General features: G+C 54.2%; 13 protein-coding genes. 3 read left to right on the top strand and 10 right to left on the bottom strand.

Annotated elements, in window-relative coordinates:
* Window positions 1–5: 5 nt before the first annotated feature.
* Complete coding sequence (locus HV037_RS06885) at window positions 6–989, bottom strand: substrate-binding domain-containing protein (RefSeq protein WP_016157157.1); 984 nt, start codon at window positions 987–989, stop codon at window positions 6–8.
* A gap of 139 nt (window positions 990–1,128) precedes the next feature.
* Window positions 1,129–4,410 carry a DUF5107 domain-containing protein gene (locus HV037_RS06880; RefSeq protein WP_016157158.1) on the bottom strand — a complete coding sequence of 1,094 codons (3,282 nt, stop codon included), beginning with the start codon at window positions 4,408–4,410 and terminating at the stop codon, window positions 1,129–1,131.
* A 115-nt stretch (window positions 4,411–4,525) separates the two neighbouring features.
* Here HV037_RS06880 and HV037_RS06875 point away from each other — a divergent pair, with 115 nt between their 5' ends.
* Window positions 4,526–5,719 carry an ROK family transcriptional regulator gene (locus HV037_RS06875; RefSeq protein ID WP_103284119.1) on the top strand — a complete coding sequence of 398 codons (1,194 nt, stop codon included), beginning with the start codon at window positions 4,526–4,528 and terminating at the stop codon, window positions 5,717–5,719.
* A 58-nt stretch (window positions 5,720–5,777) separates the two neighbouring features.
* Here HV037_RS06875 and glyA read toward each other — a convergent pair whose 3' ends face one another.
* The gene (gene glyA, locus HV037_RS06870) at window positions 5,778–7,031 is read right to left on the bottom strand and encodes a serine hydroxymethyltransferase (protein ID WP_016157160.1); all 1,254 of its coding nucleotides are present in this window, start codon (window positions 7,029–7,031) and stop codon (window positions 5,778–5,780) included.
* Window positions 7,032–7,357: 326 nt separating this feature from the next.
* On the opposite strand from glyA, the gene hmpA reads away from it, so the two are divergent.
* Window positions 7,358–8,548, top strand: coding sequence for an NO-inducible flavohemoprotein (hmpA, locus tag HV037_RS06865; protein ID WP_016157161.1), 1,191 nt, complete (start codon window positions 7,358–7,360; stop codon window positions 8,546–8,548).
* 95 nt (window positions 8,549–8,643) lie between these two features.
* Here the strand turns inward: hmpA and glnB are convergent, their stop codons facing one another.
* The 5 genes from glnB to purL form a co-directional block, all read right to left on the bottom strand.
* Window positions 8,644–8,982, bottom strand: coding sequence for a nitrogen regulatory protein P-II (gene glnB / locus HV037_RS06860; protein ID WP_002914032.1), 339 nt, complete (start codon window positions 8,980–8,982; stop codon window positions 8,644–8,646).
* A gap of 60 nt (window positions 8,983–9,042) precedes the next feature.
* The gene (gene glrR, locus HV037_RS06855) at window positions 9,043–10,377 is read right to left on the bottom strand and encodes a two-component system response regulator GlrR (protein ID WP_304412487.1); all 1,335 of its coding nucleotides are present in this window, start codon (window positions 10,375–10,377) and stop codon (window positions 9,043–9,045) included.
* Window positions 10,377–11,120 (bottom strand): two-component system QseEF-associated lipoprotein QseG, encoded by a 744-nt coding sequence (gene qseG / locus HV037_RS06850; RefSeq protein ID WP_016157162.1) that lies wholly within the window; start codon window positions 11,118–11,120, stop codon window positions 10,377–10,379. The genes glrR and qseG overlap by 1 nt, the downstream gene beginning before the upstream one ends.
* 22 nt (window positions 11,121–11,142) lie before the next feature.
* Window positions 11,143–12,573: a two component system sensor histidine kinase QseE/GlrK gene (qseE, locus tag HV037_RS06845; RefSeq protein ID WP_049282310.1), complete on the bottom strand. Its 1,431-nt coding sequence runs from the start codon at window positions 12,571–12,573 to the stop codon at window positions 11,143–11,145.
* 560 nt (window positions 12,574–13,133) lie between these two features.
* Window positions 13,134–17,021, bottom strand: a complete 3,888-nt coding sequence (purL, locus tag HV037_RS06840; protein WP_016157164.1) for a phosphoribosylformylglycinamidine synthase — start codon at window positions 17,019–17,021, stop codon at window positions 13,134–13,136.
* A 257-nt stretch (window positions 17,022–17,278) separates the two neighbouring features.
* On the opposite strand from purL, the gene mltF reads away from it, so the two are divergent.
* Entirely contained in the window at window positions 17,279–18,829 is a 1,551-nt protein-coding gene (gene mltF / locus HV037_RS06835; protein WP_047416469.1) for a membrane-bound lytic murein transglycosylase MltF, read from the top strand.
* Between the two features lie 48 nt (window positions 18,830–18,877).
* Here the strand turns inward: mltF and tadA are convergent, their stop codons facing one another.
* On the bottom strand, window positions 18,878–19,342 hold the full coding sequence (gene tadA / locus HV037_RS06830) for a tRNA adenosine(34) deaminase TadA (RefSeq protein ID WP_231040546.1): 465 nt from the start codon (window positions 19,340–19,342) through the stop codon (window positions 18,878–18,880).
* Window positions 19,343–19,432: 90 nt separating this feature from the next.
* Entirely contained in the window at window positions 19,433–20,068 is a 636-nt protein-coding gene (gene yfhb, locus HV037_RS06825; protein WP_016157167.1) for a phosphatidylglycerophosphatase C, read from the bottom strand.
* Between the last annotated feature and the right edge of the window lie 3 nt (window positions 20,069–20,071).

Raw genomic sequence — 20,071 nt, 5'->3', positions numbered from 1 at the left:
AGTCATCAAGGCAGACCGTCGACATGCGTAGTCAGCCACTGCTTACCATCTTCAGATTTAACGTAGGTATCGATGTCCACAGGGATGATTTTGTTTGCCTGTGGGGTTTTATTAATCACATTCATGGTTTGTGCGAAAACGGCATTGCCCATTTTCTTACCCGAAATGTCGACAACGGCTTTCAGCACCTGATAGCTTTGCAATTCCTGAGCGATTTCCGTTGTCATATCCGAGCCGAACACGGCAATTTTGCCCGCTTTCCCTTGATTGCGGACCGCTTTAACCGCACCCAGCGTCGCCCCGCCGGACTCCCCCATAATGGCGTCCAGACTGGATGAGGAGATAATCAGCTTTTCGCCCACAGAGATGGCTTTATCGAGAACAGTTCCTTCCTGATTCGCGACAATCTGCATATCCGGAACGCGTGCTTTTAGCGCCTCTTCAAAGCCTTTACGCCGCTGCACACAGACCTCGAACGCTTCACAGTTAATTATCGCAATTTTTGGGGCACTGATTTTTTGTGCAATAAAATAATCAGCCGCGGCCTCCCCCAGCTTTTTACCAAATTCAACCGGATCGCCAACCAGGTAGGCAGAGACATACTTGTCCACGCCTTTATCATTGATACAGGTGTTGTAGCAAATCACCGGAATACCGGCTTCACTGGCCCGGCGAACCGCGCGGCTGCTGCCGTTTTCTGAAACGGCAGAGAGAATAATGGCGTCCACGTTGCGCGCGACCAGCGTATCGATAAACGAACTCTCTTTGGAAATATCGCCCTGAGCATTGGTTTCAATGAGCTGAATTTTTGCCTGATTCTCTAGTGCCGCATCCTGAACGCCCTGACGTACGCCAGCGTAATACCCCTGAGTATCAAGGTAGATTGCACCGACGGTAATCTCTTTCTCTGCGCTAAAGCCGGGGAATGAAATACTCAACAACGTTAACAGTAAATATGAAAAAAATGAGACTACCTTATTTTTAGACATACGTGCCTCCTGTAGGGTCAGGCATTTATTGTTGTTTAGCTTCGGCGGAACATAAGCGTCCGCCGGGCGATTTCACATATTCTAAACATCCCGAAGAAAGCGGCGGGTCAGGCCGCTCAAAGATTACAGTAAACGTTCTTTAGTTAATGAGGTGCAGCACGAAGGGCATTGTCTGTCGAAACAGCGCAGCTTTCGCCCAGGCGGGATTGAGCGCTTCCAGCTCAGATAGCGCCTGCTCGTAGCTTGCTCCGCCGCCCAGTCCTGCCGTCGCCAGGGAGCGCACAAGCAAACATTTCTCCTGATGCTGCTTTTGGATATCGGCATATAACGAGAGGAGATCGGGTTGGGATACCGCGAAGAAATCGGCCTCCACCTGCTCAGCCTCCATGTGTTGCGACCATTGCAGCATATCGTTGAAAAGCTGGTGGCTGGCCGCATTTTCACCCGTCATCCGCAAGGCAATACCTTGCCAGAAGAGGTAATCCACCGGCTGATCGTTGTAGTAGCTATGAATGTTGATCGTCCGATCGCCCCGCGCCGCTTTCTGGAAACACTCGACAGCACGTTCTTCCATACCCTGCTGCCGGGCGCAAATCCCCAGCCAGAACCAGATATCGTTATCGGTCTGACCCGGCAACCGTCCTTCGCTGAGGTTATCCGGGTAGTGCAGCGCGGCAGTCAGCAACGCTTCAGCCTGCTGCGGACGCTGGTGCTGAATATGCTGCCAGGCTCGCAAAAGGTGATTGATAATAAACTGACTGGTTATTTTTCCTTCGCCACCTTCCCAGGGATGAAACTTACGCGAAGAAAGGATCCCGGCCGCGTGATCCGTTTTCCCGGCGAGATGCCAAAGATGCAGCAGCTCCGCCGTTAAATCGTCGCGTTTCAGTGCCGTAGCGAGATTTGCCTCCAGCCGGGCAAGGCGTTTGCCTGGCTCTGCGGCAGTGAGCTTATCCAGCAGATCGCGCTCAAACAAAAGACGAGCGTCTTGCGGTTGTTGCTCACACGCTTTATCCAGATACGCCGTCGCCAGACTGGCATCAGACAGTTTATTCCACGCATGAATCGCCAGCCCTCGCCAGGCATCAGCAAAATCAGGGGCCATCTCAACACAGCGCTGCCACAGGTGAGTCGCTTTCTCATAGTTACGCCGGCTGTAGTGAAAGCAGGCGAGCAGGTGCTGAGCAAAATAGCACTCTGTGACATTTTCCAGCGCCGCCACTTCCGGCAGCAGATTGGGAAAACGCACAAAGTCAGGAAACACCTCGCGCGCGCGGTTTATCAGCGCAAGGCGCTCATTCCCCTCGCTCAAACTGGCTTGCAAATAGAGCGGTAGCGTTTTCTGGCAGTTAAGCGCGGTCAGGACGGCTTTCGCCCGCTCAGTCATTCCCCAGTCCAGCAATAATCCGGCGGTCTGCAAGGCGTTAATATCCCGCGACTGGCAGACGCCCACCCAGCGGGCCATGTCCGATTCGGCTGCAGAGATCGTCGCTTTCACCCACCAGAAAGTGGGATTCAGCGGATAGTCGCGCAGCAGGTTTTCGGTCAGTTGCAGTGCCTCGCCATGACGACCGGTGAGGTGCAGTAATAATGTTTCGAGAGACAGCACATCCTGGTTGGTCTGACACGCCAGCAGACTCTGCCGACAAAAATTCAGGGCATCATCGTAACGCTCATTTCGCGTAGCCAGCCTGGCAAGCCCATAATATCCGCCCGCTTTGCTGTTACCACTCCACACTGCGCGCCAAAAATCCTCCTGCGCATCGTGCCATTGCTGTAGCCGTTCTCTGGCGCTGGCGCGGATCAGGCTTGCCTGCCCGCACTGCGGATTTTTGTTCAGGCGATGCGCACGCGCCAACGCCTGAGTGGCATAATCGCTCGCTCGTACGTAGTCGGCGCGATTATATTCCAGCATCGCCAGCGCCAGATTGCAGCGGTAATCCAATGGATCCAGTTCAAGGCCGCGAAGGTAATAGTCGAAAGGTGAACGGCTGGCGTGGTGATATTGCTCCAGATGCTGGCCGATAAACCACGCCTCATCCACGCTGCCGATCTTATCCGCACTTAGCGGGGCTTTCGCCACTTCCGGCAGCGGTATCTCCTGCGGCTGATGTTCCTGATAACGCAATACGCTCCTGCCGTGGCGATCGGAAAGCGTTATCGTCAGACGAGCGGGATTAATCCCGGTTAACGCCCCCTGCACAACGGCGCATGGCATCAGCTCAATCACTTCATCCAGCAGCGGCTGCGGGTTCCCCTCTTCGCAAAGGGTAAGACGGTGGGCGGAGAGAGGAGAAATGGCATACACCCCCCAGGCAATCCCCTCGTCATCACGCTGTAGTTTAATCACCGCATCGCGCGAGGCGTTCTGTACCATGCCCAGCGAGTGGTAAGGCAGGAAGTATTGCTCAAAACGCTTTTCTTCAAATGGGTCAAGCCAGGTAAAATCCGGTTGGTTATCGGCAAAAATACCGGTCATCAGTTCGATATAAGGCCCATTCTCATCGGTCAGATTTTTATCCCATGCCTGACCAAATTCGCTATACCCCCAGCTCCACTGTTTTTTCCCCGGCGCGATATGATGATCCGCAACATGCAGAAGCCCGCCATTTTCATCATGGCACCAGGCGCCGACAAAATCGTATTCTGACTTTTCCGCCATGTAGGAGGTCGGTACCGGAACATTTTTATAGCGAGAGATATCAACACCCGCCGAATAGTCCACCTTGTAATACGTTCCGGTGGCGATCGGGAAGGCTGAAACCGCACGTTTGCCGTGATCAAACACCGCGGTGACATCCGGTGGAAAGACGCTTTGATGCCCGTCGCCACCTTTCACTGCCGGATTCGCCCACCATAAGAAATGACGCGGCGTGGCATTGCTGTTGTAGACGCGACTGCCAATCTCCAGCGCTGCACGTTGCGGGCGCAGAGTAAATCCGGTCATCACCTGCAGCCCATGCATCGGCTCCGTCTCGCCAACCCACACTGTTTTTGAGCCATCGTCATTTTCGCTAATCGTAAAATCCACCGGCATATACGTAGTGGGTCGATGGTGCTGCGGCCAGTTGAACTCGATCCCCCCGGAGATCCACGGACCAAGCAGCCCCACCAGCGCGGGTTTGATAACGTCATTGTGATAAACGAAATCACGCTGCCTCACCTTATCCCATGCGCGATGCACGCGGCCCCCGAGCTGGGGCAGGATCATGATTTTGATATAATCATTTTCCAGCCATACCGCCTGCCAGGCCTTTAACGTTTTATCCTCGCTCAGCGTATCCGTCACACCGTAGGGATATACGGCCCCGGAAGACCCCTGATAAACCCGATTCTCCAGAAACATGGGATGTACATCCTGCGCCCCCGTTTCATAGGTCGGAATATGTACCGTCTCCTGCCAAACGTTTACTGAACTCATAACGCCCTCAAAGTTAACAAGACATACTGGAGTGAAATAATGAGAGCAGTGTAATGGACAGAATTACGGGTTTTACGCACAATAATCACGCAATTTAGTTAACAAGGTTTAGTGTATGAAAGCCTGCATTAATAATCAGCAAATTCGCCATTACAACAAGGGTGTGCTGCTGGAGTACCTGTATCGCAAGAAACGAGCCAGCAAATCGACCCTCGCCCGACTGGCACAAATCTCGATTCCTGCCGTCAGCAATATTCTTCAGGAGCTGGAGGAAGAGGGACGCGTCGTAAATGTACCGGACGACCATCTGTCACGCGGCCATAGCAGCGGTGCCTGGCTTATCGCCCCGGAGGGTGACTGGACCTTATGCATGAACATCACGCCAACCAGTATCGAGTGCCAGCTTGGCAACGCCTGTCTGAGTCCAAAAGGCGACGTTGAATACCATGCGATTGACGCCCCCCATCCCCAGGCATTACTCGCGGCCATTGAGAAATGCTGGCATCAGTACCGTAAAAATTGGCCTAATCGAAAAATCAATCTGGCGTTGGCGGTTCATGGACAGGTTGATGCGGGAACGGGCGTATCGCAGACGATGCCACAGGCGCCCTGGAAACAGCCCGTGGAATTGAAATACCTGCTGGAAGAAAAACTCAACGTGCGCGTCATGGTCGATAACGATTGTGTGATGCTGGCGCTGGCGGAAAAATGGCAAAACGACGGTCAGTATCGGGACTTTTGCGTCATCAATGTCGATTATGGTATTGGCTCCTCATTTGTTATCAACGACCAGGTATGGCGCGGCAGTCTCTACGGCATCGGACAAATCGGGCACACGATTATCAACCCTGATGGCGTAGCCTGCGATTGTGGTCGATACGGTTGTCTGGAAACCGTAGCGTCCCTCAGCGCGCTAAAAAAACAGGCGAGAATGTGGTTAAAAACGCGCCCCGATCTCGCTGATAATCCTGAAGCACTAACCATTGATGCCTTGATTGAAAAATGGCAACAGGGGGATTTACGCCTTCATGCCTGGGTTGAAGACTCGGCCAACGCCATCGGACTTAGTCTCTACAACTTCCTGAATACCTTAAATATAAATAATATTTTGTTATACGGTCGCAGCTGTGGCTTTGGGGAAGAGTGGCTGAATATCATCATCAGGCAGACGGGATTTAACCCCTTTGATCATCGTGACGCGACTCGCACCAGAGCAACCCAAATCGGCTTTGGCAAGCTGAGCCGCGCACAACAGCTGATGGGAATTGGTTATCTGTATGTGGAGGAGCAACTACAGACGATTCGTTGACCGGGATGAGCATTAAAAAAGGCCGCATCAGCGGCCTTTCGTTTTGCGTTAAGCAGAATTACGCGTAAACCGGGAAGCGTGCGCAGATATCCAGAACTTTACCTTTGACGCGCTCGATAACGGCTTCGTCATTGATGTTGTCCAGAACGTCACACATCCAGCCAGCCAGCTCTTTCACTTCCGCTTCTTTAAAGCCACGGCGAGTTACAGCCGGAGAACCGATACGGATACCGGAAGTCACAAACGGGCTCTTCGGATCGTTCGGCACGCTGTTTTTGTTAACAGTGATGTTAGCGCGGCCCAGTGCGGCGTCAGCTTCTTTACCGGTCAGGGTTTTATCAACCAGATCCAGCAGGAACAGGTGGTTTTCAGTACCGCCAGAAACCACTTTGTAGCCACGGTTCAGGAACACTTCTACCATCGCTTTAGCGTTTTTAGCAACCTGCTGCTGGTAAACCTTAAACTCAGGCTCCATCGCTTCTTTCAGCGCCACGGCTTTCGCCGCGATCACGTGCATCAGCGGGCCGCCCTGCGCGCTTGGGAACACCGCGGAGTTCAGCTTTTTGTACAGCTCTTCGTCACCGCCTTTCGCCAGGATCAGGCCGCCGCGCGGACCTGCCAGGGTTTTGTGGGTGGTGGTGGTCACTACGTGTGCGTGTGGAACCGGGTTCGGGTAAACGCCTGCGGCGATCAGGCCCGCAACGTGCGCCATGTCAACGAACAGGTATGCGCCAATGCTGTCGGCGATTTCACGCATTTTTGCCCAGTCAACAACGCCGGAGTAAGCAGAGAAGCCGCCGATGATCATCTTCGGCTTGTGCTCTTTGGCCTGCTTAGCCATATCTTCGTAGTCAATTTTACCGGACTCATCAATACCGTAAGGGATGATGTTGTACAGCTTGCCAGAGAAGTTAACCGGGGAACCGTGAGTCAGGTGGCCGCCTTGCGCCAGGTTCATACCCAGAACGGTATCACCCGGTTGCAGCAGAGCGGTGTAAACAGCGAAGTTAGCCTGGGAGCCGGAGTGCGGCTGTACGTTAGCGTAGTCAGCGCCAAACAGCTCTTTTGCACGATCGATAGCCAATTGCTCAACGATATCAACGTACTCACAACCGCCGTAGTAGCGCTTGCCCGGATAACCTTCAGCGTATTTGTTGGTCAGCTGAGAACCCTGCGCCTGCATAACACGCGGGCTGGTGTAGTTTTCGGAGGCGATCAGTTCGATGTGCTCTTCCTGACGTACTTTTTCCTGCTCCATAGCCTGCCACAGTTCGGCATCATAATCGGCAATGTTCATTTCACGCTTTAACATCCGCATCTCCTGACTCAGCTAACAATAGAATTTCGGCCTAAAAAGGCAGTCCCGTTGGACGACGGCGAACAGTATAACCGAATCATTCTTCGATAACAGGTCTTGACAAAGGATTTTACGCAAACGATTACCTTCACGGCACGCAAGGCTTTGGAGAACAAAGGTCTGCTGAATTTCAACGGATTTCTTTTCAGGTTTGTGATGCATATTTTTCACGATGTAACCTTTACAACGCAAAGTGACAAAGAACCATTTACAATGCAGGGGTATTTTTTATAAGATGTATTTGACATACATCATTAAAATTTCAGATAAAGGAAGACCGTATGCTTGACGCACAAACCATCGCTACAGTGAAAGCCACCATTCCCCTGCTGGTTGAAACAGGCCCGAAGCTGACCGCCCATTTCTACGATCGCATGTTTACGCATAACCCAGAGCTGAAAGAAATCTTCAACATGAGTAACCAGCGTAATGGCGATCAGCGGGAAGCGCTGTTTAACGCTATTGCCGCGTATGCCAGCAATATCGAGAACCTGGCGGCGCTGTTGCCTGCCGTTGAGAAAATCGCGCAGAAGCATACCAGCTTCCAGATTAAACCGGAGCAGTACAACATCGTAGGTGGCCATTTGCTGGCAACGCTGGACGAAATGTTCAGCCCGGGCCAGGAAGTTCTGGATGCATGGGGCAAAGCATACGGCGTGCTGGCGAACGTTTTCATCAACCGTGAAGCGCAGATCTACAGCGAAAATGCCAATAAAAATGGCGGCTGGGAAGGTACCCGTCCTTTCCGCATCGTGGCAAAAACCCCACGCAGTGCGCTTATCACCAGCTTTGAATTTGAACCTGTCGACGGTGGCGCAGTGGCTGAATATCATCCGGGGCAATACCTGGGCGTCTGGCTGAAGCCGGAAGGTTTCCCGCATCAGGAAATTCGTCAGTACTCACTGACCCGTAAACCCGATGGCAAAGGCTACCGTATTGCTGTGAAGCGTGAAGACGGTGGTCAGGTTTCCACCTGGCTGCACACCCATGCGAATGTGGGCGACGTCGTTCACTTAGCCGCACCTGCGGGCGATTTCTTTATGGACGTCGCAACCGATACCCCAGTCTCTCTGATTTCAGCAGGCGTGGGTCAAACCCCGATGCTGGCGATGCTGGATACGCTGGCAAAAGCGAATCATACGGCGCAGGTTAACTGGTTCCACGCGGCAGAAAATGGCGATGTACATGCCTTTGCCGATGAAGTGAATGAACTGGGCAAAACGCTGCCACGCTTTAGCGCACACACCTGGTATCGTGAGCCAACCGAAGCCGATCGCGCGAAAGGTGCGTTTGATAGTATTGGTCTGATGGATTTGAACAAACTGGAAGGCGCAATCAGCGATCCGGCGATGCAGTTTTATCTGTGCGGTCCGGTTGGCTTTATGCAGTTTGCCGCGAAGCAGCTGGTCGGCCTGGGCGTGAAAAACGAGAACATTCATTACGAATGCTTCGGCCCGCATAAAGTCTTGTAATTACTCATGCCTGATGGCGCTGCGCTTATCAGGCCTACGGGATATTGTAGGCCTGATAAGGTGTTTACACCGCCATCCGGCAAGCACGGCGCGGCTTAGATTGCCGCGTCGTCTTCTTCACCGGTGCGAATACGAATCACGCGTGCCACGTCGAAGACAAAAATCTTACCGTCACCGATTTTACCGGTCTGGGCAGTACGAATAATGGTGTCGACGCAGGTATCGACGATGTCGTCGGTGACCACAATTTCAATTTTTACCTTCGGCAGAAAATCCACCATATATTCCGCACCACGGTACAGCTCAGTATGGCCTTTCTGACGGCCAAACCCTTTCACTTCTGTTACAGTCATACCGGTAATGCCGACTTCAGCCAGCGCTTCGCGGACGTCGTCCAGCTTGAAGGGTTTAATAATCGCATCAATCTTTTTCATGCTATTCCTTGAAAAGGTCGCCTGTCTTTTGATCGAATAAAACTAACATAATCCGCAGATTTATTCTTTGAAATCGTTTGCATCCAGCTCATGGCGAGAGAGCAACTTGTAGAATTCGGTGCGGTTGCGCCCCGCCATTCGCGCCGCATGGGTCACATTGCCCTTGGTGATTTGCAACAGCTTACGCAGGTAGTTGAGTTCAAACTGGTTACGCGCTTCAACAAAGGTCGGCAGCGCGGTATTCTCCCCTTCCAGCGCCTGCTCCACCAGCGCGTCGCTGATCACCGGCGAAGAGGTCAACGCCACGCACTGCTCAATCACGTTAACCAACTGACGCACGTTACCAGGCCAACTGGCGGTCATTAGTCGTTTCATGGCATCGGTCGAAAAGGCGCGCACGAACGGTTTGTGTCGTTCAGCAGACTGGCGCAGCAGATGGTTTGCCAGCAGCGGAATATCTTCCGTACGCTCGGCCAGCGCCGGGATCTTCAGGCTCACCACGTTGAGGCGATAGTACAAATCTTCGCGAAATTCCCCCCGAGCCATCGCTTTGGGTAAATCGCGGTGGGTCGCGGAAACGATCCGCACATCAATATCGATATCGCGGTTACTGCCCAGCGGCCTGACTTTTCGCTCCTGCAATACACGTAGCAATTTAACCTGCAACGGCGCGGGCATATCGCCAATCTCATCGAGAAACAGCGTTCCGCCTTCCGCGGCCTGAAACAGCCCTTCACGATTGCTCACCGCGCCGGTAAAGGCGCCGCGCGCATGACCAAACAGTTCGGACTCCAGCAGTTGTTCCGGCAATGCGCCGCAGTTAATGGCAATAAAGGGCTTGTGGCTGCGCGGGCTGGCGTTGTGAATGGCCTGGGCAAAAACTTCTTTCCCAGTTCCGCTTTGGCCGTTGATCAATACGCTTACGTCCGATTGCGCCACCATGCGCGCCTGTTCCAGCAGGCGCAGCATCAGTGGGCTGCGGGTGACGATGGACTCACGCCAGCTGTCATCAGCGGCAGGCGCAGACTGTTCCAACGCCCCGTCGATCGCATGGTATAACGCGTCTTTATCCACCGGCTTAGTGAGAAAGCTGAACACCCCTTGCTGGGTCGCCGCAACGGCGTCGGGGATGGAACCGTGAGCGGTAAGGATAATAACCGGCATTCCCGGCTGCACTTTCTGGATTTCAGTAAACAGCTGCATGCCGTCCATTTCATCCATGCGCAGATCGCTAATAACCAGATCCACTTTTTCACGGTTCAGTACCCGCAACCCTTCCTGCCCGCTTTCTGCGGTTACGACGCTGTAGCCTTCGCTGGTCAGGCGCATTCCAAGTAATTTCAACAGGCCGGGATCGTCATCCACCAGCAGCAGATGCGCGGGCTTACGGCTTATCATGGCGTGACCTCATCGGCAGACGACGCTGCGCCTTCCTCGTTATCAGGTGGGGTGAGTTTATCGTTCCCGTGCGGCGCATCAGGGTTGTAACTACCGGCAGGTTTGCGCGTGGAAAGCTGGCGTTCGATATCGGTCAGATTCTCCAGCTTGCGGGTCGTGAGATCGAGCTGAGACTGCAAGTGTTGTTGCTGCTGACGTAACGTATCAAGATCGCTGTCTGATGCCTGCTGAAGCTTGCTGTAGCGCATACGCTCTTCGGCCAGTTGCAACTGCAACGTCTGACTGCTGCGCCAGACCTGATACAGCGGCCGTACCTGTGGCGGAATTTGCGGGCTTAATGCGTCGAGGCGCGTAACCGTCTCCCGCCTTTCAGGCGGCGTAATGTTGGCGTTATCAAGCAGGATCCCGCGCCTGAAAGCCCCCTGCCAGGTATCAGGCATCATCGTGCTGGCTTCACTACGCGCCTGTACCGGCATCAGGCGATTGGCGCAATCCATCGCCCGCAGCCAGTACAGCGGATTGGTCTCTGTGGGCTGACCAGACAGCGACCAGATATCGCTACAGTCGGTAGCAAGGTAGTCCGCCAGTTGATGAGGCGGAATTTTCTCCTGCGAAGGGTCGCCGATAATATGATTCACCGCGTTCGGGACGCAGCCTACCAGCGCCAGACACGGCAGGCTTGCGAGGATGACGCGACGGAAAAAATGTCGTTTAAGCATTCGGACAACAACGTATGGCATACTCACCAGACTTAGGTTTATTTTAGTGATTTTTCGCTGCAGATAGCGGCAGTTCTATGCGAAAACAAACGTTTTGCGCATGCTCATCAACCAGATACAGTTTGCCCCGCATACGGCGGATGCAATCTCTGGCAATGCTCAGCCCCAACCCGCTTCCTTTTACCGCCCCTTTTCGCTGATGGCTACCCTGGAAAAAAGGCTCGAAGATCATGGTCTGTTCTGCTTCTGGAATCGGTGTGCCGGTATTCATTACATCAATGTATACCATTGAGCCATGCAAACTGCTGCGGATCCAAATGTTACCGGATTCAGCGCCATAGTGCACCGCATTGGAATAAAGATTGTCCAGCACGCTCATCAATAGCATCGGTTCTGCCAGGCAGGCGTTCACCGCAAGCGCAACATCAGTATGTATCATTTTGGCGCGAGCGGGCAGGCTATGTGCAGAAACAACGCTTTCCACTAGCGGCGCGATTTCCACACGTTCAAGCTCAACCTCGTCATCCGCCAGCTTGCGGTTGTAATCGAGCAGTTGCTCAATCAGTTTTTGCAGGTTGCGGCTACTGTCATCAAGAATACCGACCACCTCTTTTTGCTCTGGCGTTAACGGCCCAACGACCTGATCGGCTAACAGCTCGGTACCTTCGCGCATGCTCGCCAGAGGCGTTTTTAGCTCATGGGACAGGTGGCGTAAAAACTGATGTCGTTGTGACTCTAGCCAGGAGAGACGTTCGCTCAGCCAGATAATGCGCTGGCCCACGGACCGCAGCTCCCGGGGTCCCGTAAATAATACGCTATCGCCCAGCGAGCGCCCTTCCCCCAGACGATTGATCATTTTTTCTATGCCCTTCACCGGACCGATTATCATGCGGGTAAACAGCAACACCATCGCCAGGCTGACAAGAAACAGCACCAGCGCCTGCCAGCCAAAGAACTGCCCACGTTCGGCGATTTCCTGCTGTAGCTGCTGCCCACGAGAAAAGACGACCGTGCGCGTCGCTTGTACCATTTCAGTATTGGCACTGGCGAAAGCGTCCAGCCGCGCCGCCGCCACGCTATCAGGACCACTGTTGGTGCACTGTAACTGCGCGAGATCGTTGAGGTCCTGACGCAGTGCCTGATAAAGCTTGGTATCCGGCAACACGCCCGCATGCGCATCCAGCATGTCGCTGTAGCGTTTACGTTGGCTCTGGTAAACCTTAGCCAGCGTTGGGTCATCAAGCACACAGTATTGCCGGTAGCTACGCTCCATCTCCAGCGCGGCATTGGTCATCGCTTCACTGCGTCTGGCGTCAATCAGCGTGGTTTGGTTCGTCAGCGCCGCCTGCGCGCTCAGGGCATTCAGACTTTGCCACGCCTGCCAGGCCAAAACTAACAACGGCAGCAGGATAAGCAAAAATGCCAACGTAACCAATTGACGTAAAGATCGGGGGAAAACAGACCAGCGCTTCAAGGCGTTACTCTCAATGGACAGGAATAGGTTGATGCTAACTGAGGGGAACGTCAGATACAACAAAGCCGGGATTAACCCGGCTTTGTTGTGGAATAAGGCGGTGCCTAACTCGACGTTTCGCCCGAAGGTTGATATGAGCGATGCTAATATCAGATGTTGGACGGCAGGCACCTTGTTGTGCGTCATTCGAAGTTTATGTAGCACGTCCCGAAGGGGCTGACATAAGAAGGTGAATGAGCCACTGGGCAATATTGTGCAGCATCTGTGCCAATATTCAAAACACTTTATTAACACAATGATAAATATAGAAAATGTTCTTATTCACATGAAAAATAATTTTGGCTATTTTTCACCCTTACTGTCGCCAATCAGCAACACTTGCAGCACTTAAAAACAAATTCATTGTAAATCATATAATTAAATGTCTCTTTTTAGCGACAACGTAACCCCACCTATGTCGGGATTTCCCGACACTTAAACGCATTGTCGGATAGCGGCATACAAAATGACAGACAAAAAAAAGCCCCTTACACAGAGGGGCTTAAAGGTTATCGAGCTGATTACCCGAGCTGTTTACGCGCGTTGCGGAAGATACGCATCCACGGGCTGTCCTCGCCCCAGTTTTCCGGGTGCCAGGAGTTGCTCACGGTACGGAATACGCGTTCCGGGTGCGGCATCATAATGGTGACGCGACCATTTTCAGTAGTAACGGCAGTAATTCCGTTCGGCGAACCGTTCGGGTTAGCCGGGTAGGTCTCGGTCACCTTACCGAAGTTATCAACGTAGCGCAGCGCCACCAGTCCCTTACTCTCCAGCGCGGCCAGATGCGCGCCGTCACGCACTTCCACACGGCCTTCACCGTGAGAAACGGCAATCGGCATCATCGAACCAACCATATCGGCAAGCAGTAAAGACGGGCTTTGCGTCACTTCGACCAGGCTGAAGCGGGCTTCAAAACGATCGGAGTGGTTACGCACAAAGCGTGGCCACAGCTCGCTTCCCGGGATCAGTTCACGCAGGTTAGACATCATCTGGCAACCGTTACACACCCCGAGCGCCAGCGTTTGCGGGCGATGGAAGAAGGTTTCGAACTCATCACGGACGCGGTTGTTGAACAGAATCGACTTCGCCCAGCCTTCCCCTGCGCCGAGCACATCGCCGTAAGAGAAACCGCCACAGGCTACCAGCGCCTGGAAGTTACCCAGACCGATGCGTCCGCCCAGCAGGTCGCTCATATGCACATCGATGGCGTCAAAGCCCGCACGGTGGAAGGCAGCAGCCATTTCAACGTGGGAGTTCACGCCCTGCTCGCGCAGCACGGCCACTTTTGGACGCGCGCCGGTAGCGATGTACGGGGCGGCAACATCTTCGTTGATATCAAACGACAGTTTAACGTTGAGGCCAGGATCGGCATCGTTGGTTTTCGCGTCGTGTTCCTGATCGGCACACTCCGGGTTGTCGCGCAGACGCTGCATCTGCCAGGTGGTTTCCGCCCACCACATGCGCAGCGTGGTGCGGCTTTCGCTGAACACCGGCTGACCGTTGGCGCTCAGGGTGAAACGGTCACCCGTTACCGCCTGGCCAAGATAGTGCACGCAATCTGCCAGGCCATGTTGTGCCAGCAACACCTCAACCGCTTCACGGTCAGCAGCGCGAACCTGGATCACTGCGCCCAGCTCTTCATTAAACAGCGCCGCCAGACGATCGTCACCCAACGAGTGGATATCAGCGTCAATACCGCAGTGACCGGTGAAGGCCATTTCCGCCAGCGTAACCAGCAGTCCGCCGTCGGAACGGTCATGGTAGGCCAGCAGCTTACGCTGCGCGACCAGCGCCTGAATGGCGTCGTAGAAGCCTTTCAGTTGCTCAACGTTACGCACGTCGGCAGGCTTGTCGCCCAGTTGACGATAAACCTGTGCCAGCGCCGTCGCGCCCAGCGCGTTGTGACCCAGACCGAGGTCAATCAGCAGCAGGGCGTTGTCTTCAGTAGAGAGCTGTGGGGTTATCGTGCGGCGCACGTCTTCCACGCGGGCAAAGGCGGTGATCACCAGCGACAGCGGCGAAGTCATTTCACGCTGCTCATTACCTTCCTGCCAGCGGGTTTTCATCGACATAGAGTCTTTGCCCACCGGAATAGTCAGGCCAAGCGCCGGACATAATTCTTCCCCAACGGCTTTTACCGCTTCGTACAGCCCGGCATCTTCACCGGGGTGACCCGCAGCCGCCATCCAGTTAGCCGACAGTTTAATGCGTTTGATATCGCCAATCTGCGTTGCCGCAATGTTAGTCAGCGCTTCACCTACCGCCAGACGCGCAGAGGCCGAGAAATCCAGTAGCGCAACTGGCGCACGCTCACCGATAGACATCGCTTCACCGTAGTAGCTATCCAGGCTTGCGGTGGTGACCGCGCAGTTGGCTACCGGGATCTGCCACGGACCAACCATCTGGTCACGCGCCACCATGCCGGTAACGGTACGGTCGCCGATCGTCACGAGGAACGTTTTCTCAGCGACAGTCGGCAGATGCAGCACGCGGTTAACCGCATCTGCAATCGAGATTTCGCCACGATTCAGGGCGTCGCCTTTGGCTTTCAGCGTCTGCACATCGCGGGTCATTTTCGGGGTTTTACCCAGCAGCACATCAAGCGGCATGTCGATCGGCTGGTTATCGAAGTGGCTGTCGCTCAGTGTGAGATGCTGTTCTTCAGTGGCCTCACCGATCACCGCATACGGCGCGCGCTCGCGCTTACACAGTTCGTCAAACAGCGGTAGCTGGTCAGCGGCAACCGCCAGCACATAACGCTCCTGGGATTCGTTACACCAGATTTCCAGCGGGCTCATACCCGGCTCGTCGCTAAGGATATCGCGCAGCTGGAACTTACCGCCGCGACCGCCATCGCTTACCAACTCCGGCATGGCGTTAGACAGACCGCCTGCGCCAACGTCATGGATAAACAGGATCGGGTTCGCATCGCCCATCTGCCAGCAGCGGTCGATAACTTCCTGGCAACGACGCTCCATTTCCGGGTTGTCGCGCTGTACCGAAGCGAAATCAAGATCGGCATCAGACTGGCCGGAAGCCATAGAGGAGGCCGCCCCGCCGCCAAGCCCGATGTTCATCGCCGGGCCGCCGAGGACGATCAGCTTGGCGCCAACGACGATCTCACCTTTTTGCACGTGATCGGCACGGATGTTACCGATCCCGCCCGCCAGCATGATCGGTTTATGGTAACCGCGTAGCTCTTCGCCGTTGTGGCTGTTGACCTTTTCTTCGTAGGTGCGGAAGTAGCCGGTCAGCGCCGGGCGACCGAATTCGTTGTTAAACGCCGCGCCGCCCAACGGACCTTCGGTCATGATATCGAGCGCGGTAACAATACGGTCCGGCTTACCAAAGTCTTCTTCCCACGGCTGTTCAAAGCCAGGAATACGCAGGTTGGAAACGGAGAAGCCCACCAGCCCGGCTTTCGGTTTTGCACCGCGACCGGTTGCACCCTCGTCGCGGATTTCGCCGCCGGAGCCGGTAGCCGCGCCCGGCCACGGAGAGATAGCCGTCGGGTGGTTGTGGGTTTCAACCTTCATCAGGATGTGGGCTGGCTCCTGATGGAAATCGTAGCGGCCGGTTTTGTGGTCGGCAAAGTAGCGGCCCACTTCAGAACCTTCCATTACCGCGGCGTTGTCTTTATAGGCAGACAGCACGTGGTCCGGCGTGGTTTCGAAAGTGTTTTTAATCATCTTGAACAGCGACTTGGGCTGCTGTTTACCGTCGATAACCCAGTCGGCGTTAAAAATTTTGTGGCGGCAGTGCTCGGAGTTAGCCTGCGCAAACATGTACAGTTCAATGTCGTTCGGGTTGCGTCCCAGTTTGGTAAACGCATCCTGCAGATAGTCGATTTCGTCTTCCGCCAGCGCCAGACCCAGACGCAGGTTAGCGTCGATCAGCGCCTGGCGTCCCTCACCCAGCAGATCAACACTGGAGACCGGCGCAGGCTGGTGATGGACAAACAGTTTTTCGGCATCGTTCAGCGCAGAGAAAACCGTTTCCATCATGCGGTCGTGCAGTTCGTCGGCAACCATCTGCCACTGCTCAGCGGTCAGCGTAGAGGCTTCTACATACCAGGCAATGCCACGTTCCAGACGGCTAATCTGTTGCAGGCCGCAGTTGTGGGCAATATCAGTCGCTTTAGAAGACCACGGGGAGATGGTGCCAGGGCGAGGCGTAACCAGCAGCAGTTTGCCTTCAGGGGCATGGCTGTGAAGAGCAGGACCATATTTCAGCAGGCGTACAAGCTGGGCGTGCTCATCCTCATTCAACGGTGCATTCAGATCGGCAAAATGGACGTACTCGGCGTAAATATTGTGGACCTGGAGGTTGGCAGCCTGAAAACGTGCCAGCAGTTTGTTAATACGGAATGCAGACAGTGCAGGTGAACCACGCAGAATTTCCATCATAAGTCTCTCGTCTTCTAAGCTTTCGGTGTGCCCAAGTGGGGGAAACGGGCGTCATTATAAAGAATCTACCGCGCCGACGAAACCGTTTGCGTCGAAATAAAATCACGACCGTCTCTTATCATCAAATGCGGTCTGGTTTCTGAATAAGTTGCCAACTGACGCAAGTTTAAGCAAAATGCCGCTCATTAATGACGACTTCACTTCTTAATCATCACCACAGCAGGCAGAGACAACGTACGGTTCAGAGAATTAACTAATTGAAAAAATTAAAGATTAATTATCTGTTCATCGGCATATTAACGCTGTTGTTGGCAGCGGCCCTCTGGCCATCTATTCCCTGGTTCGGTAAAGCCGAAAATCGTATCGCCGCCATTCAGTCGCGGGGAGAACTGCGCGTCAGTACCCTCGACTCGCCGTTAACTTACGCGACCCTCAACGGTAAGAAATTCGGCCTGGATTATGAACTGACTCAGGCGTTCGCCAACTACCTGGGCGTGAAGTTAAAAGTCACCGTGCGCCAGAACATCAGCCAGCTCTTTGACGACCTGGATAACGGCCATGCCGATCTGTTAGCCGCAGGCCTGGTATATAACAGCGAGCGGGTGAAAAATTACCAGCCCGGCCCAACCTACTATTCGGTTTCACAACAGTTGGTGTATCGGGTTGGGCAATACCGCCCGCGCACTCTTGCCACTGTGAACGAAAATCAGTTGACCATCGCCCCGGGACACGTGGTGGTTAACGATCTCCAGTTACTTAAAGAGAATAAATTTCCCGATCTGAGCTGGAAGGTGGATGACAAAAAGGGCACTACTGAACTGCTTGATGATGTTATCGCCGGGAAGCTGGATTACACCATTGCCGATTCCGTCGCCATCAGCTTATACCAACGCGTACATCCTGAACTGGCCGTAGCGCTGGACGTATCTGACGAACAGCCGGTGACCTGGTTTAGTCGCCTGGACGATGACAACACGCTGTCTGCCGCCCTGTTGGATTTTTTTAACACCATGAATGAAGACGGCTCTCTGGCGCGACTAGAAGAAAAGTATCTCGGACATGGCGATGATTTTGACTATGTTGATACCCGCACCTTTTTACGCGCCGTAGACAGCGTATTGCCGGACCTTAAGCCGCTGTTTGAGAAATATGCGCAGGAGATAGACTGGCGACTGCTCGCCGCAATCTCTTATCAGGAGTCACACTGGGACGCGCAGGCCACTTCCCCGACCGGCGTACGCGGGTTGATGATGCTGACCAAAAATACCGCTCAAAGTCTCGGACTGACTGACCGCACCGATGCCGAACAAAGCATCAGCGGCGGCGCACGGTATTTGCAGGATATGATGAGTAAAGTGCCCGATACCGTCCCCGAAGGGGAACGCATCTGGTTTGCGCTCGCAGCCTACAACATGGGTTACGCGCACATGCTGGATGCACGGGCGCTGACCGTGAAAACCAAAGGCAATCCGAACAGCTGGTCCGACGTAAAACAGCGTCTGCCACTGCTCAGCCAAAAGCCGTATTACAACAAGCTGACCTATGGTTATGCGCGTGGCCACGAAGCCTACGCTTATGTAGAAAATATCCGTAAGTACCAGATTAGCCTGGTGGGGTATCTGCAGGAGAAAGAAAAACGGGCGCTTGAAACGCAGCAACTGGCGCAGGATTACCCGGCGGTGACGCCGGCAGAGCTAATAGGTAAAGATGAATTGCCGCTTTCGTCGTTTCTGTCTCAGACGTCGTCAAATTACCTGTCGCACTCCCCTTCCCTGCTGTTTTCACCGCAGAAAAAAGAGGGCAAGTAGCTTCGTAGGCCTGATAAGCGCAGCATCATCAGGCAATCAGACCGGCATTTACAAATTGGCGTTTTTTTTCAGCGCTTTGATTTCCTGACGACGCATGCGAAAGAAATCACTGAGCAACGTGGCGCATTCATCTCGTAGCACCCCTTCGGTCACCTCCACCCGATGATTCATTCCAGGGTGATGCAGTACATCCATTAATGACCCGGCTGCCCCCGTTTTCGCATCGCGCGCGCCAAAAACGACCTGGCCGATACGGCTGTGCACCATCGCGCCTGCGCACATCACGCACGGCTCCAGAGTGACATACAGCGTGGTATCCAACAGACGGTAGTTTTGCAGCACCAGGCCGCCCTGACGCAGCGCCATAATTTCAGCGTGGGCAGTCGGATCATGGTGACCAATCGGACGGTTCCAGCCTTCTCCAATCACGCGGTTGTTATGTACCAATACCGCGCCCACCGGGACTTCACGCTCATCCCAGGCGCGCTTAGCCAGCGTTAAAGCATGACGCATCCAGTATTCGTGGCTAAATTCAACTTCAGACAAAGGGGGTAACTCCAGTAATCAAAGCGGGCGCATTATACACAGACGCTATCGTTTACTCTATTCGAGTTGTTGCAGCTCTCCGCGCGGCGTGACGCGCCAGCGATGCTGACAAAAAGAGAGTAGAGGATTGTCCTGATTACTGTCGCTGTAGCCACTGTAAAGCTGAAGCGGCGCACCAATGTGGCGTTCCAGTTGCGTCACTTTCTCATGGCCCAGACAGCGCAGAGGCAGCACCCACCCGCCGAATCCCCGCGCCATTTTACTGGCGATCAGATTGACTCGCGGTAGCCACGGCGTGTCGAAGTACACCTGCTCGACCAGCGACTGCGGGGAGCCAGTGATAAGCCAGATTTCGGCGTCAGAGCTTAACAGGTAGGTTGTCAGCCGCTGTTGCACGAGCGGAAAGGCCGTCACGTTACTGCGAAACCAGCGCACAAAGTCAGCCTGATGCCCTTTCAGACGCGCCTCGCTACGACCAAAAGTGCATCCCCACAACAGCAGGCTCATTGGCCAGCGGGCGGCACGCCCTTGTATCAGCAGCGCCAGCGCAATCACCGGTAGCAGAGGCAGCACAAGCAACGCGTTCAGCGGCTGGCGACGCAGCAGATAACGTATAAAGCTACCGAACATATCCTGCTGGTGTAACGTGCCATCCAAATCAAAAAAAACAACGCGGCGCTGGTGATTGGTCAAACC

The organism is Citrobacter sp. RHBSTW-00017 (genome assembly GCF_013797615.1).
Classification (GTDB): Bacteria; Pseudomonadota; Gammaproteobacteria; order Enterobacterales; family Enterobacteriaceae; genus Citrobacter; species Citrobacter braakii.
The sequence above is the reverse complement of the archived record's forward strand: the minus strand, read 5'-3'. Positions and strand labels throughout refer to the sequence as shown.

Excerpts from the sequence above, each read along its gene's own strand:
- HV037_RS06875 (WP_103284119.1), top strand. The coding sequence starts at position 4,526 with ATGAAAGCCTGCATTAATAATCAGCAAATTCGCCATTACAACAAGGGT.
- qseG (WP_016157162.1), bottom strand. The coding sequence starts at position 11,120 with ATGCCATACGTTGTTGTCCGAATGCTTAAACGACATTTTTTCCGTCGC.
- purL (WP_016157164.1), bottom strand. The coding sequence starts at position 17,021 with ATGATGGAAATTCTGCGTGGTTCACCTGCACTGTCTGCATTCCGTATT.
- glnB (WP_002914032.1), bottom strand. The coding sequence starts at position 8,982 with ATGAAAAAGATTGATGCGATTATTAAACCCTTCAAGCTGGACGACGTC.
- hmpA (WP_016157161.1), top strand. The coding sequence starts at position 7,358 with ATGCTTGACGCACAAACCATCGCTACAGTGAAAGCCACCATTCCCCTG.
- HV037_RS06880 (WP_016157158.1), bottom strand. The coding sequence starts at position 4,410 with ATGAGTTCAGTAAACGTTTGGCAGGAGACGGTACATATTCCGACCTAT.
- tadA (WP_231040546.1), bottom strand. The coding sequence starts at position 19,342 with ATGCGTCATGCTTTAACGCTGGCTAAGCGCGCCTGGGATGAGCGTGAA.
- glyA (WP_016157160.1), bottom strand. The coding sequence starts at position 7,031 with ATGTTAAAGCGTGAAATGAACATTGCCGATTATGATGCCGAACTGTGG.
- HV037_RS06885 (WP_016157157.1), bottom strand. The coding sequence starts at position 989 with ATGTCTAAAAATAAGGTAGTCTCATTTTTTTCATATTTACTGTTAACG.